This window comes from Eubacterium sp. CAG:161 (assembly GCF_000432355.1).
In the GTDB taxonomy this organism is placed as follows: Bacteria; Bacillota; Clostridia; order Lachnospirales; family Lachnospiraceae; genus Eubacterium_G; species Eubacterium_G segne.
In genome coordinates, this window is record NZ_HF991874.1 from 1 (window position 1) to 15,348 (window position 15,348).

Consider the following 15,348-nt stretch of genomic DNA (forward strand, 5'->3'; position numbering starts at 1 on the left):
CGGTGTTTTGTGGAATTACCAACTGTCCTGTTACATCAATGCTCATTTCCTTTGAATTATTTGGATTTGAGGGGGTATCATATTATTTAATTGCCATATCAATAAGCTATGCCCTGTCAGGATACTATGGTTTATATAAAGATCAGACAATAGTTTATTCTAAATACAAGGCAAAGTATGTAAATAAAAGAATAAGATAGTAAAGATAAAAGGACAGTATTTCCCCAAAATAGGAAGGCTGTCCTTTTATAGTGTATCTTTCAACACACAGATAAAAATACAGATATCGTTGCGTTATTATGCACAATTATAAAAAAAGGACACTGATAATGAAAAATTGATACTGATAATGAAAAATTGATACTTTCATCAAAGTGATTTTGGAAAATAAATGCAGTATAATATATTATGTGCAAAAGGGATTTTTATTAAATATTTTGGAGGAGAAAAAAGTGAAGAAGTTACTAAGAAAAGTGCTTGCGACGGTTCTTGCCGTAAGTATGACGATGACAAGTATTTCAGTGACGAATATCAATGTTAAAGCCGCGGCATCTGCTACGGCAACCAATGCAGATGTCACCATGGAGGATAATACTAAGAAGGCATTTGGCGGCAAAGACGGAGACTTATATAATTATATTAAATATGGCGTCAATACAAGTTCTGATGATGGTGTTGAGGATGGAAGGGATGCATCTAAAGCTGTTGATGGAAGCACAGATACAAGATGGGCTAACTCGAACCATACAAACGGACACTGGATTCAAATCGACTTAAAGCAAAGTTATTCCGTGTCTAAAATTGGGATTAGCTGGGAAGTAGCAAGTTCCATTGACTACAAAATAGAAATTTCAAATGATGGAAGAAGTTACAAGGAAGTTTCAAGGGTTAAAATAAGTGATTATACAGACCCTAAAAACAGGGTGGATACTGTAGCATTAAGTAATGCAGTGTCTGCAAGATACGTAAAAATAACAGATGTTGGTGATTCTTATTTGGCAGATTCAGGCAACAACAGACGTTATGGTGTATCTATATGGGAAATAGGCATATTTGGAAGTGAGGCTAAAGCATCGGTAGAAAGTACCATTAGTGACACCGGAGTCTTTACAAAAAAGACAAATAATACAGGAGAGGCTTTTTCAGACATTTTAAATGACCAGTATTATAACTATGTGAGAAATAACGGAGTATCTGCCACAGCCAGTGGAGAGGAGAATAGCAGTACTCCTATAAGTGGGGCTATTGATAATGATGCAAATACAAGATGGTATAATCCAAGTGGTGATGACACATACTATACTGTGGACTTAGGGGCAACATACAGTGTGGAGAAGGTATATTTAAGCTGGGAGCAGGCCAATGCCACTGTATATAATATTTATAAATCAGAAAATGGAACAGATTACAGCCTTATTACCACAGTTTACAACAGTGAAGCCTATGATTCGGATTCATATGCAAGGGTGGATAAAATAGAATTTAGTGCAGTTAATGCAAGATATATAAAAATACAAGCTGTACAGCGTACCTACAAAAAAAGTGGTTACAACGGAGGACAGTATAACGGAATTTCCCTTTATGAGGTAGGTATTTACGGAAATGAGCAGGAAAAATCTTATAGTAAGAAAGCTTTTGAAGAATTTTCTGTTGGAAATAAAGAAACTGTTGGTAATAAAATAGAGGCAGAGAATACAGACAGTAGAGCTGATGGAGTAAAAGATGATGATAATTCCTCAGCCAGTGGAAGCAAAAATATAGGAGGACTGTCAGACGGAAAATGGGTTCAGTATAACATTAATTTTGACAGAATGACATCCAGAATATATTTAAGATATAGTGGTAATGAAAATTCAGCAGGAAAAATAGATGTTTATGTTGACAACAGCACAATGTCAGGAACACCTGTTGCAACTATAAATGTAAGTTCCACAGGAAGTTGGAGCACATATACTGATATATCCGGTGAGGTTAGTATACCTGCGGGAAATCACAAAATATATTTGAAATTCACTACAGACACAGGAAAGAATTATGTATGTAATCTTGATTATTTCCAGTTTGAATATAAGCCGGAAAATGCAAATATAAAGCATGAGGCAGAAAAGGCTCATGCATATGTCAGAGGCACTGCCGGAAATAAGGTATCTACAGAGTCAAGCGATAAATACTCAAATGGTGCGGCAATAGGAAAAATGAATACATATATGGAACATGACCGTTCATATTTAACTACCTATGTTAAAGCTGCAAATGCAGGATACTATAATATGAAAATAAAGTATTCCGGAACTATGACCACATCACTTCAATACAGAATAAATAATGGCAGTTGGAACACCTGTGACATAACAGATGTAGGTTCCTCATGGGATGAGGTAAAATCTGTAGATGTAAATGCTGAATTAAAACAGGGAATTAATAAAATTGATATTTCAGGAGCAGTATGGGTTTGGAAAGGCGGAACAGAACATGGTCGTGATGATAACAACAATGTCTGGGACGAATGGTTAAACATAGACTGTTTTACATTGGAATATAGTGAAGATGTTAAATTGGCATTTTCAGGCGTTTTAGATACAACATTAAAAGGAAATAAAATACAGGCAGAGGCTTTTTCTAAAAGTTCAGGGGATATAACAGTAGAAGGTGAAAATGACAGTTATGTAGATGGAAAAAATCTTGGAGGACTTGGAAATGGAAAATGGGCGGAATACAATGTTTTCTTTGATAGGAAGGTATCAAAGATATATTTAAGAAACAGCGTAAAAAATGGTGATGGTGGAAAAGTTGAAATATATGTTGATGACAGCTCAATGTCAGGAACGCCTGTTGCTACAGTGCAAACAACGGGAACAGGTTCTGACTGGACAACTTATGTTGATACGTCAGAAAACATTAGTATTCCATCAGGAAATCATGAAATATATTTAAAATTTGTTGCGGATGGCTCAAAGGGAGCATGTAATCTTGATTATTTCCAGTTTGAGTACGAACCGGAAACGGTTTCAGACAGTAATGATAAGCACGAAGCAGAAAATGCCCATGCTTACATTCAGGGAGATGCAGATAGCGAACATAATATACAGGAAGATAATGCGTTTTCTAATGGAAAAGCAGTAGGTGGAATGAACGCATGGCCGGATAATGGCAGGGCGTACCTTACTTCTTATGTTGACGTAAAACATGCAGGAAAGTATAAACTCATTGTTGCGTATGCATCAGGAAGTTCAAAAGATACAAACATTGATTGCAGAATTAACAGTACAGGTAATTCAAGTTGGACAAGTATTTCAGCACCTGTTACAGGTGGATGGACAACAGTTAAAACAATATCTACTGAAGTTACCTTAAATAAGGGAGTAAATGTAATTGATATTACAGGTGCTTCTAATATTCCTTATTCTGAAAGCAATTCATGGCAGCAGGCAAATGTAGACTATTTCAAGTTGGAAAGAGTTACTGATAAGGATAACCTTGCCTTTGGTAAGCCGGTGGAGGCGTCCGGTTCACAGACTGATTTTGGCGCAGAAAATGCCGTAGATGAAGATGAAGACACAAGATGGGGAAGTGGTGAAAGTGGTGATAAAGGATATTTCATAATTGACCTTGAAAAATTATATGAAATTGAAAAAGTCAGCATTATGTTTGAAAAGGCATATCCTGATGATTTTCAGATTCTTGTTTCAAGGGATAAGGTAAATTGGACTGTTGCAAGAACAATCAGAGGTTTTAAAACAACAGATACAGACAAACTTAAATATGAGTCGGATGGCGTATGTTTAGGAAAGGCAAGATATGTAAAAGTACGTTGTATAAAAATGGCATATCATAATGCAATGTCCATAAGAGATATCAGAGTTTATGGTACAGCAGTTAAGGGAGAGCTGTCAGACCTTTCAGTAGGAAAGGATGTAAAGGTAAGCAGTTCTGATAATGGAGCAACTACTTCTAATCCTAAAAATGCAGTAGACGGAAAGGATGACACAAGATGGGCAGCACCGAAGGAAGACGCTAATCCATGGTATCAGATTGATTTAGGAAAGCAGTGTGCAATAGATTCGGTAGATTTGAAATTTGAGCGTGCTTATGCAAAAAGTTTTAAAATTCAGATTTCAAATGACGGAAAAACATGGACTGATTATCGGACTGTTACAGACTGGACAGAGCCGGGAGATGCTGATGAAATTCAAAAAGATGCCTATTATGCAAATCTTGAATTAGGAAACAGCATTCATATGGATAATGTAAAAACAAGATACGTTAGATTATATACAGATGAAAAAGTAAGAGGTGGAAGCTGGGGATTATCCCTTTATGAATTTGAAGTGTGGGGAAAAGAAACAGATAAGACAGATTATTGGACTAGTCAATCTAAGAAAAATTATGGAATTTATCCCATATCAGCACTACAGGATACGGAAAAAGCGGGAATGATTGACAGCAGTCTTGTACAGGATGATGTAATAGGTACAGGAGATACATATGACGTTGTATATGAAGCAAATAAGGATTTGTATTTTTATGTAAACCCGAGAGAATTGTATTATAACGCATCAAAGCATACAATTTACTGGTCATCAGGAAATTCAGGTGATGAATTAAGAGGTGCTGAAAGTCATGATGAGGGAATAGTTTCCTATAAGAAGCAACAGCAGGCAACTGTTCAGTATAAGCTACCGGCAAACCTTGATTTTGGAGACAAAGATTATGTTGAGACACAAATAGGATGTCAGATTTTTGAAACAGCTGATTTAAACAAGGAAAGTCCAAGTGCAAAGTTTAGTTTGGTTTATAAAGTAAGAGTTTGGAAGTCGGCAATTATTATAGAAGATAAATTAAGCGAAAATGGTAGTCTTTGTGTTAAGAATCCTGAAAGTGGCTGTACATATGAGTGGCAAAAGAGTAGTGACGGAGAAACATGGACTGATGTGGCAAAGAAGAGATATGATCTTGAGATATTGGGAAACAGTAAGGATGGAATAACAAATGACATTGTTCACGTTGCAGAAGATTTAGGCGGTGGTAAATACTACAGAGTAAGAAAAAGTGGCACTACACAGTGGTCACATTCTTACAAAGTACAATATTATAACAATATACAAAATGGAGATTTTGAGTATCCGGCAATGTTTTCAACAGATGAAGATGGAAAAATCTTCCCATTTAACTCAAATGGTGATGAACAGCAGTATCCTAACGGATATGAAGGTTTAATGTGGAAAACAACAGCACCGGGATGGACTAACGGGCCAAATAGTAACCGTGTAGGACATGATATTGAAATTGTAAATGGAAGAAAGTTAAAAACCTCAGGAGAAAACGAACAGGTATCCCAGTTCTCCGTAACACAGGATGAAATGTACAAAAACAATGCTCATGGAGACCAGTTTGCAGAGCTTAACTGTGAAAATGTAGGTGCATTATATCAGGATATTTTAACAACACCTAATTCACAGTGTTATTGGGATTTGGATTATGCAGGACGCTGGTGTCAGAACAGTATGTATGTTGTGGCAATGTCAGCTAAAGATGCAAAAAATTATACGACAGCTGAGCAGATTAAGGCATTAATAAGCAGAGATGACGTTAAGGCTATAGAAACCAATAAGGAGGGAACAACAGGTACAACTCTTACATTATCTGACGGAGTTACTGCAACTATGTGGAAGGTAACAAGTAAGAAAAATGCAGGAGAGTGGAACGACCATAATGGTATATACAATGCTCCATCAGGAGATAAAAACTACATTACACGTTTCTTCTTTGTCTCAGCAGGAGGTGCAAAGAGAAATGAAAGTGATACAGCAAATGAAACTGTAGGAAGTTTATTGGATAATGTAACATTTGAGCAGAGACAGTCATACACCATTGAGTATTATGTTGATGGACAAAAACAGGATAATTTAACAGTAAATGGTACTGTTAATCCTTATGACAGAGTGGCTGTACCTAGTCCGTCAGAAGTTAGTGAACTTACATTATATCAGGCAAAAATAAGTGGTGAAAATGATGCTGATTCTAAAGATTTCTATGTAGATGAAAACGACAGAAACATGACGGTGGCATATAACCACAATGTATTAAAGCTTTATTACAAAAGTGGAATTGTAGTTGCAACAGTTAAGGTAGAAGGTTTAGATACAATACCTGATGGCTACACCATAGTTGCAAAACTGAAAGATAAATCAGGTAATATTTTACAAAGTAAAACTATTAATCAAAGTGATTTTGTCAAGATAGAAAAGGCTCAGGGAGGAGAGGCAAGCGGATATTTTAAGACCGTTACTTTCGATGGAGCAAAATTAACAAATCAAAATCAATATACAGTAGAAGAGGTGATTGTAAGCAACAATTATCTTCCTTATTACTTAGAAAAAGTTAATAAAAACGGAACAGAGGAAGAGGTTGGTATAAGCCATATTAATGGGACAAATCTTGCATATACTGCTGAATTTACATATTCATCAGCTAAGGGTAATTCTGTTGAGTTTATAAATATTTATAATCCTATTAGAAAAGTTACCATAAAGAAAAATGTATCAGGGAATATGGCTGAGAAGGATAAAAACTTTAACTTTACAATAGCCATTGAAAAGGATGGAAAAGCAATAGATGCCGCAAAGCTTCCTAATACAGGACTTACAGAAACTGAAACAGGAAAGTACAGGTTTAGCTTAAAGCACTCTGAAGAAATAGAGTTATACGTATATAACAATTGTAAGGTTACAGTAACAGAGGACGATTATAGTAAAAAAGATGTTGATACTAACATATGGAGTGATGAGTATTACAAAACCTCCTGGGTTATAAATCAGGGAGACAGCACAGACGGAAGGGAAGTTACGGTAAATAAAGTAACCGGAGATACAGTTCTTTCATGCACCAATACTTATAATGATTTAGGTGATGTGGAAGTACAGGGCTTCCAAATGAATGGAAATAAAGATAAAGGAGGAGTATCTGAATATAGTCCGTCTTTCAGGGTAGTATGCAGAGTAAGCAAAAATACTATTAAAGGAAAGAAAGTTAAAAAGTTTGGTGTTGTATATGCCATTAAAGGAGAAACAGTTGGAAAGGATAGGGAACAGCTGGAAAAATTAATGACAAAAGAAGGGGCATCAGGCAATAGTAACGTAAAAGTACATGAGGAAACACCAAATGGTGTGTATGCAGATTGGAGTACAAAGGACGGTTCAGAGTTCTCTACAAAATATTGGAGTTACTATGGTTTAACTTTTAAGTGTTTAAGCTACATGTTTGACACATTAGAGGAAAAAGTTACTGTAAGGGCATATGCTGAAATGGCAGACGGAAAAATAGAATATGGAAATAATATTTATACTGTTGATATGTACGAGATAGCTAAGCATCTTTACAGCAATCAGAAAATGAGTACATTAAAGGGACACAGGTTCTTATATGATAATGTATTAAATCTGGTTGATATGCAGCATAACAGAGTCGGAATTGCTAAGGCAATGATGAAAACTCTTAATGTTACAAGTACCAGTAGCAAGTATTATAACCTGTTAAATACAGTATATAGAGACATGAATGACTTTATTTACTGTCAGAATAGTTATAAGGGTGAATACTCACAAAGAGAGGAATTTTATTCAAAAAATCTGACGGAAGAACAAAATAAGGAACTGTTAGATGCATTAAACAATGCACGAGGTACAACTTATACGGACTTAAACCAATGGATTTATAATGAAGTTGAAAAGATAGGAAATTATAAAGGATATTATAGAAAAGTCCAGTATGAGTGGAATGGTGGAATCTATATAAGAAAGTAGCGTTGAAAAGGAGAAAGCAAATGATTAAACGAAAATTATATACAACACCGGAAGTAATAGTTACAAAATTTGAAGTTAATAAAAATATGATGGTGAGCCTTACACCGGAGACAACTGCGTCTCCGGATGGCCCTGGGGACACTGAAACAAGAGATTGGTTTTCACCACCGGAAGTTACAGGAGGAAACATAGGAGACCTTTTTGACTAAAGTAACAGTGGATTTTGTATCTATAGGAGAACAGTTATGAATATATTGAAAAAGATAAGCAGTTTATTATTAAGTATTGCATTAATAATTACAGGTATTAATGTGAATACCATGACGTTAAATACGGTAAAAGCTGCTTCAACACAAAAGGAAGTTTATCCTAATTTTTTGAAAACAGAAGGAAAAGAAATTAAAAATACCAATGGTAACACAGTATATTTAAGAGGTGTTAATGCCGGAGGGTATATGCTACAGGAAATATGGCTATGTGCCACAAAAGGAGCAACAAGTGACGACACCAGTGGAAATATAAGGTGTCAACAGGACATAATCAATCAACTTACAGACCGTTTGGGAAGTGAAAGAGCAGCAGAGCTGATTAATACATATGAGGAAAATTATTGGACATCAAAGGATTTTGAAAACTGTGCAAGACTGGGAGTTAATTGTATAAGACTTCCAATATGGTATAGAAATTTAGTGGACGAAAATGGAAACTGGTACAGTAATGCTTTTGACCGTTTAGACTGGTTTATTGAAACGGCAGGACGTTATGGAATATATGTAATTATAGATATGCATGGTGCCTATGGTTCACAAAACGGAAGTCATAACTCAGGAATATATGGTGGAAGTACCAATCAGCAGAAAAGGGATAATTCAAAATTATTTTTTGGAACAGATGCAGCTACTAATCAGGCAAAATTCTATGAGATGTGGTACAAAATAGCAGACCATTATAAAAACAACCCTGTTGTTGCCGGTTATGATTTGTTAAATGAACCTATGGCAGATTATATGAGTGATTCAGGTTTAAATGAAACTAAGCAGGAAAGATTGTCGATTTTGTGGAATGTTTACGACAAGGCATATAAAAGAATAAGAACAGTTGATACAAATCATATAATAATGATGGAAGCAGTGTGGGATCCTGATACACTTCCAAACCCTACAGAAAAGGGTTGGGAAAATGTAGTTTATGAATATCATCAGTATATGTATGATGACTATGACAATGCATCAGGAACACAAATAAGTTCTATGCAAAGCAAAATCGACAGCATTAACAGTGCAGCACACAATGTGCCAAGCTATATTGGTGAGTTTAATTACATGAGCAACAACGATACATGGAATACAGGAGTTAAGCTGCTTAATGACAACAATCTGAATTGGACAATATGGAATTATAAGTGTACAAAGCAATATGGAAACTGGGGATTATACAATACTCCGGGAAACGGCTCAGATTCAGATACTAATAACTATTGGGCGGATGTTGAAAATGATTCTTATGATACTATATTAAGCAAGTGGTCAAAAGTAGGAGAAAGCACTGAAAATACAGGATTGACATCAAAAATTAAAGATTATTTTCCGGGAGTAGTAGAAAATATTGCTACATCAAAGGTAAAATCAGTTTCAGGTGTAAATGCTCAGGGAATGCTTAATTCCATTAACGTAACATGGTATCCTAAGGCTGATATGGATAGTAACCCAAAGTATAATATATACGTTGACGGTTCTACAACTCCTGCAATGACAGTTAATCAATCAGTTGTTAAAGTATCAAAGGTGACTAAGGAGGCTACGGATTATTCAAACCAATATGGAATAGTAAATGATAAAAAAGATGGTGTTAACTATAATATAGGAGGAACCCATAACGGTGCCTGGACTAAATATGACGATATTTCCTTAAGTTCACCGGCAACATCACTTTCAATAAATTATTCCTGTGCTAAAGGAAACAGCGGAATGATTTATTTATATGAGGATTCCATGGACGGAGAAATAATTGGTTCATTAAAGGTGACACCGCCGAAAACTGAAGCATCATGGTCAGACTATGTTACAGCTACAATAGATTTGTATAAGCCATTAAGTGCAGGAAAGCATACGGTATATATGAAATTTGTGAATAATACCAGTGGAAATATTGCAAATGTAAAGGATTTTACTTTTATATGTCCATCAGCAACAGCTACAATAGCTAATGTGGAAGCCGGAAAACATAGTGTGAGTATTCAGGCGTCTGTTGATGAGGCAGTTTCTAGTGAAGATATATCTAACGAAGTTGAAGTAGTAACAGAATCTTCTATTATAAAGACTGATAAAATCAGCATTAAAGGTTTCCAGATAAAAACAAATGGAAACAGATATTATAATGCAAGTGGAGAAGTTGTATTTGATGAGGAAGGTGCGGAAAAAGTAGCATTTAGAACAATATGCAGGGCACCGGCAGTAGGAGAAACAATTACCGTATCAGACAAGTCTTATAAGGTTAAAAATGTTGGAATTATATATACAATTGATCCTAACGCTACAGGCGATGAAACAAAAGATGTATTTGACAGCTCCTATTCAGTGTTGAATACAAGTCAGATATCAGGAGCAGCTCATACATATATTGGAGCTCAAGAGTACAATGGTAATAATTACACATTAGGATATCTTGCTACGGATGATGGTATTTTAAGTAATAAAGACGGATATATGGAATATGTAAGAACCGTGAGAAATAATTCATATTATGGAAGTGATAACTCACTTAATGTGATTACTAACTCTTTCCATGCAAGAGCTTTTGTAGTGGCAGAAGATGGAACCATTATATATGGAAATAATGTTGAGTCAATGTCTATACCGGAGGTAGCTTATTATTTCTATAAAAATGCAATGTCATCAAACTATAATGGACATGCATACCTGTATGATACGATTTTAAGCAGAATAAGCGGTAATAAATACTATTTATCAACAAAAGTGGATTACGGATGGAATGACAACCTTTATGATCCTGGTAAGTAGTGGACAAAGTAAGGAGGCAGATTTTGAAAAGATTAATTAAGAAAATCACTGTGTATATGCTTATAGCAGCAATGTCAATTACCGGTATTACGGTATATAAAACAAGTGATGTAAGTGCTACAACTACAAACAAAATTAAATATAAGGATTTCTTAAAAGCAAACGGTAAGGTTCTTAAGAATAATTATGGACAGGGGGATACCGTATATCTTAGGGGAACAAATGCAGGGGGATATATGTTACAGGAGTTTTGGCTTACGCCTACGGATTATACTGCTAATGTAACAGACCAGACAGATTTGATTAATACATTAACTAACAGATTTGGCAGTGATGCCGCAAAAACTCTTATTAACACATATGAAAGTAATTACTGGAAGGAATCAGATTTTGATACATGTGCAAGTCTGGGGATAAATTGTATAAGACTTCCAATTTGGTACAGGAATTTTGTTGATGAAAACAATAACTGGTACAGCAATGCTTTTGACAGGGTTGACTGGTTTGTTGAACAGGCAGGAAAAAGAGGAATCTATGTAATTATAGATATGCACGGTGCCTATGGTTCACAAAACGGAAGCGACCATTCAGGCGTGGATGGAGGAAACGATAAAAAAGGTGCTTCTGAGTTTTTCTTTGGAAGTAATGCAGCTTCTAATCAGGAGAAGTATTATCAGATGTGGGAAAAAATAGCTGAACACTATAATAGCAATCCTGTAGTGGCAGGTTATGATTTGCTAAATGAACCTTATAATGAATATCGTTATAATTCAGGATATTCAGACGATCAGTTACATTCATGGTTGTGGAATATTTATGATAATGCATATAAAAGAATTAGAGCAAAGGATCCAACCCATGTTATTATTATGGAAGCAACATGGGAACCTACAGATTTGCCAAATCCTGATACATATGGATGGGAAAATGTTATGTATGAGTATCATAATTATTTATATGATGATTATGAGAATGCAAATGGTCAGCAGATTGCCAATATGCAAAAGCGTATAAATAACATAAACAGTGCAAATTATAATGTTCCAAGTTATATGGGAGAATTTTCATACTTTAATAGTCCGTCTACATGGGAGCAGGGACTTAAGCTGTTAAACGACAGTGGTTTAAATTGGACAAACTGGACATATAAATGCGTATCCACATACGGAAACTGGGGACTGGTTAATCAGTCAGTTTCAAGTGTCAATGCAGAGAGTGATTCTTATGATACTATTTTGGCAAAATGGTCTAATGTGGGTTCAGGATATTTAAATACATCCCTTACAAACGTATTTAAGAAATACACTCCGGGAGTGATTTCAAGTTCAGAACCTGAATGTATGAATGAGGGAAGTTACTATTTAGAGTGTACAGATAATATTGTAACGGCAGTAAATAGTGGTAACAGTCCTTTATCAGCAAACAAATCATCGTACTCATCCACAGATGATGTGTTGGAAGTAATTAATAATGGTAATGGAACAATTTCCTTAAAATCAAAGGCAAACGGAAAGTATGTATGCGCAGTTATAGATGAAAATAATCAGTTGTTGGCAAGAAGTAATAATATAAGTTTGTGGGAACAGTTTGAACCTGTCCATGTAACAGGAAATCAATATGCCCTTCGTTCCATTGCAAATGGAAAATATGTAAAGGCAGATTTTGACGATTCATCAGATAAGGGACAGCTAAAGGCAGTTAGCGATAATATAGGGGGCGCATGGGAGTGCTTTAATTTCTATAGTGCAGGGGAAGTTACTACAGATGCTCCTACGGCAGCACCAACGGAAAAAGCTACAGAGGCACCAACGGCTAAACCTGTAACACAGCCTACGGAAGTTGTGGGATTTGTTATACAAACAGTTGAGAATAATACAGTTACATTTGCATGGGGACAGACTCAGGAGCAGATTAATGCAAAGCAGAAATATAATGTTTACATAGATAATGTTTTGTATGGTACATATGATTCTGCCCAGGCAATTACCTGCAATATATCTCAGGCAGGAGAACACACCATTACGGTAAAAGCTGTTTTAAATGGCGTTGAAAGTGCAGGAGTTTCTGAAAAAGTAACTATATCAAAGGAAGAAACAACTACAACATTGCCAACAGTTGCACCAACAGAAAAAGCAACAGAGAATGACACATCAGGTATAACAATTTCAGATGATGTTAAGGTGGAAGGATTCCAGATAAGTAACATTTTAGAGGGCTTAAGGACAGTTTCTTCTGTTGAGCCATCTATTAATGGAAAAAATGTTGTTGAATTTGGAAATATATATGCAGTGGATGTTGACAGTGTATCCGATGACGATATGTATGTAGGAGTGGAAAATAAATTTGTGGCAGCTGTAAATTCAACAAGTAATGGAATTACTGACCGACAGTTTTCCAAGTCAGATACAGCTACTAATTATGTTATGACAATGACAGATAATGGAAAGACAGTGCCGGCGCTTACACAGTCCTATAAAATCAGGGCATATGCAAAGTTATCTGATGGAACATATTTGTATAGTAAAGTTGCAAAATTTTCCATATTTAATGTGGCAAAGACTTTATATGATAATTCAAAAATGAATACAAACGCAGGACACGATTATTTATATGATAATATTTTGAAGGTTGTGGACAGCAATTACAAGAAAGTTGATTATGACTGGAGCGTAATAGTTGTGAAATAATACTTGCGGTTGCAGTAGCACTGGCATTACCGTCAATGTTTAAATTAAAAAGAAAAAGAGACGATATATAAATTGTCTTAGATGAAAAAATAGTGGAATTTTATGTTTTCATAATATTCCACTATTTTTTATACATCTAACCAACTATTTGTTCCAACTCCTCAAAGGAATTAATTGTATAATCAGGTTTTTCCACTTCGCCAAAACCGTATTTTGCATATATGAAGTCAATGCCGGCTAGTTTTGAAGCATTGAAATCCCCTAATGTATCACCAATATAGGCGGCATGTTTAATGGAGTTACGTTTCATAACCAGCTTGATGTTCTCGCCCTTTGGAACCTGATTGTCACCCCAGTTCTGAAAATCAGTAAAGTATTTATTCATGTTATGGGAGGTAAGAAATGTTTGAATATATCCTGCCTGTCCATTGCTTACAATACATAATTTAAAGTTTTTAGAGAGATTACTAAGAGTTTTTTCTACATTAGGAAACAAAATACCGCCATGGTTTGTTAAGTATTCATTTTCAATTTCGCAACAATGCTGTAAAATATCCAGCTGTTTTTCCTTTGGATATTCTGAAAAAAGTTTAGCGGCAATTTCATCCATGGGCAGCCCCATAACCCCTTGCAATTCTTCAGCAGTAAGTTCACGGTTTTCTAACCCTATAAAATCTTTTATTGCAATATTCCAGGATGTGCGTATATTTTCCGTGGCATCCCAAAGGGTGCCGTCTAAATCAAATAATAAACCATCATATTTCATATATTACTCCAATCTATCCGAATACACGTTTTAAAACGTCATCTTCACATAATATTTTTTTTGCCAGTTCTCTATATTGCTCCTCGTGGAGATATGTGTGTCTGTGAGGCTTAATTTCCGGAGCCATATCAATAGCTCTCATATAGTCGTCCCTGTTTAAATTAAGTGTACTTACATAATCCCAAAATCCTGTTTTTTCAAAAATTGCATTAACACGTATATATCTGTGATTTTGAACACGACTCATAAGGTAAGTGGCAACCCCCACCTGAATACCATGTAATTGAGGATGTTCAAGCATTTTGTCAAGGGAATGGGAAATAAGATGCTCACTTCCACTAGTAGGAGTGCTGCCTCCGGCAATTTCGTTGGCAATTCCACTCATGGCAAGAGAGTCCACCAGTTCCCTTAAAAAAAGGTCATCATGTATTGTTTCAAAAGGAGTTCTTACAAAACTGTTTACTGCCTTTTTTGCAATCATAACGGCAAAATCATTCATTTCTGAATATCCCCGTTCAGCTTCAAAATTCCAGTCATACAATGCCGTAATTTTTGATACCATGTCACCAATACCTGAAAAGATAAATTTTTCAGGGGCACTTTTCAAAATTTCAGTGTCGGCAACAATACCATAAGCCATTTTGGCAGGCACCGAAGTACGACGACCATTGACTAAAAGAGAGGCACTGGCACTGGAAAAACCGTCACTGGAAGCAGATGTAGGAATACTTACATAAGGCAGTTTCCTAAGGTATGCCGCATATTTTGCAGTGTCAATAACCTTGCCACCTCCGATTCCAACAATAACCTGAGCTTTAGAATCAATGTTAAAAGCTAAGTTAATAATATCTTCTATTTTAGTTGTATCTAATTCCATATAATCAAGAACTGTTATACCATCTTTTTTTAGAGAATCCATTATTTCATTTCCAAACATGCTGATTAAACCGTTCCCAAAATACAAAACGGCATTTTTAAAACCACTGCTTTTAAGATATGAACCAAGATTTTCTAAAGTATTTTTTCCAACTTTTAGAATAGTTGGAATGGAAATATGACTACCTGCCATAATT

Annotated in this window: 6 protein-coding genes and 1 pseudogene; 5 read left to right on the forward strand and 2 right to left on the reverse strand. The window is 35.5% G+C overall.

What is annotated here, in order from left to right:
- The 5 genes and pseudogenes from Q5O30_RS10145 to Q5O30_RS10165 form a co-directional block, all read left to right on the forward strand.
- A pseudogene (locus Q5O30_RS10145) lies at window positions 1-200 on the forward strand (chloride channel protein); the annotation flags it as partial.
- A 252-nt stretch (window positions 201-452) separates the two neighbouring features.
- The gene (locus Q5O30_RS10150; RefSeq protein ID WP_021953637.1) at window positions 453-7,802 is read left to right on the forward strand and encodes a discoidin domain-containing protein; all 7,350 of its coding nucleotides are present in this window, start codon (window positions 453-455) and stop codon (window positions 7,800-7,802) included.
- Between the two features lie 20 nt (window positions 7,803-7,822).
- The gene (locus tag Q5O30_RS10155; RefSeq protein ID WP_021953638.1) at window positions 7,823-8,011 is read left to right on the forward strand and encodes a hypothetical protein; all 189 of its coding nucleotides are present in this window, start codon (window positions 7,823-7,825) and stop codon (window positions 8,009-8,011) included.
- Window positions 8,012-8,047: 36 nt separating this feature from the next.
- On the forward strand, window positions 8,048-10,822 hold the full coding sequence (locus Q5O30_RS10160; protein ID WP_021953639.1) for a cellulase family glycosylhydrolase: 2,775 nt from the start codon (window positions 8,048-8,050) through the stop codon (window positions 10,820-10,822).
- A 23-nt stretch (window positions 10,823-10,845) separates the two neighbouring features.
- Window positions 10,846-13,509, forward strand: a complete 2,664-nt coding sequence (locus Q5O30_RS10165; RefSeq protein ID WP_021953640.1) for a cellulase family glycosylhydrolase — start codon at window positions 10,846-10,848, stop codon at window positions 13,507-13,509.
- A 136-nt stretch (window positions 13,510-13,645) separates the two neighbouring features.
- Here the strand turns inward: Q5O30_RS10165 and Q5O30_RS10170 are convergent, their stop codons facing one another.
- Together Q5O30_RS10170 and Q5O30_RS10175 are read right to left on the reverse strand one after the other, a co-directional pair.
- Entirely contained in the window at window positions 13,646-14,275 is a 630-nt protein-coding gene (locus tag Q5O30_RS10170; RefSeq protein ID WP_021953641.1) for an HAD family hydrolase, read from the reverse strand.
- Between the two features lie 13 nt (window positions 14,276-14,288).
- Window positions 14,289-15,344 carry an iron-containing alcohol dehydrogenase family protein gene (locus Q5O30_RS10175; protein ID WP_021953642.1) on the reverse strand — a complete coding sequence of 352 codons (1,056 nt, stop codon included), beginning with the start codon at window positions 15,342-15,344 and terminating at the stop codon, window positions 14,289-14,291.
- Window positions 15,345-15,348 lie beyond the last annotated feature (4 nt).

Excerpts from the sequence above, each read along its gene's own strand:
- Q5O30_RS10155 (WP_021953638.1), top strand. The coding sequence starts at position 7,823 with ATGATTAAACGAAAATTATATACAACACCGGAAGTAATAGTTACAAAA.
- Q5O30_RS10160 (WP_021953639.1), top strand. The coding sequence starts at position 8,048 with ATGAATATATTGAAAAAGATAAGCAGTTTATTATTAAGTATTGCATTA.
- Q5O30_RS10170 (WP_021953641.1), bottom strand. The coding sequence starts at position 14,275 with ATGAAATATGATGGTTTATTATTTGATTTAGACGGCACCCTTTGGGAT.
- Q5O30_RS10175 (WP_021953642.1), bottom strand. The coding sequence starts at position 15,344 with ATGGCAGGTAGTCATATTTCCATTCCAACTATTCTAAAAGTTGGAAAA.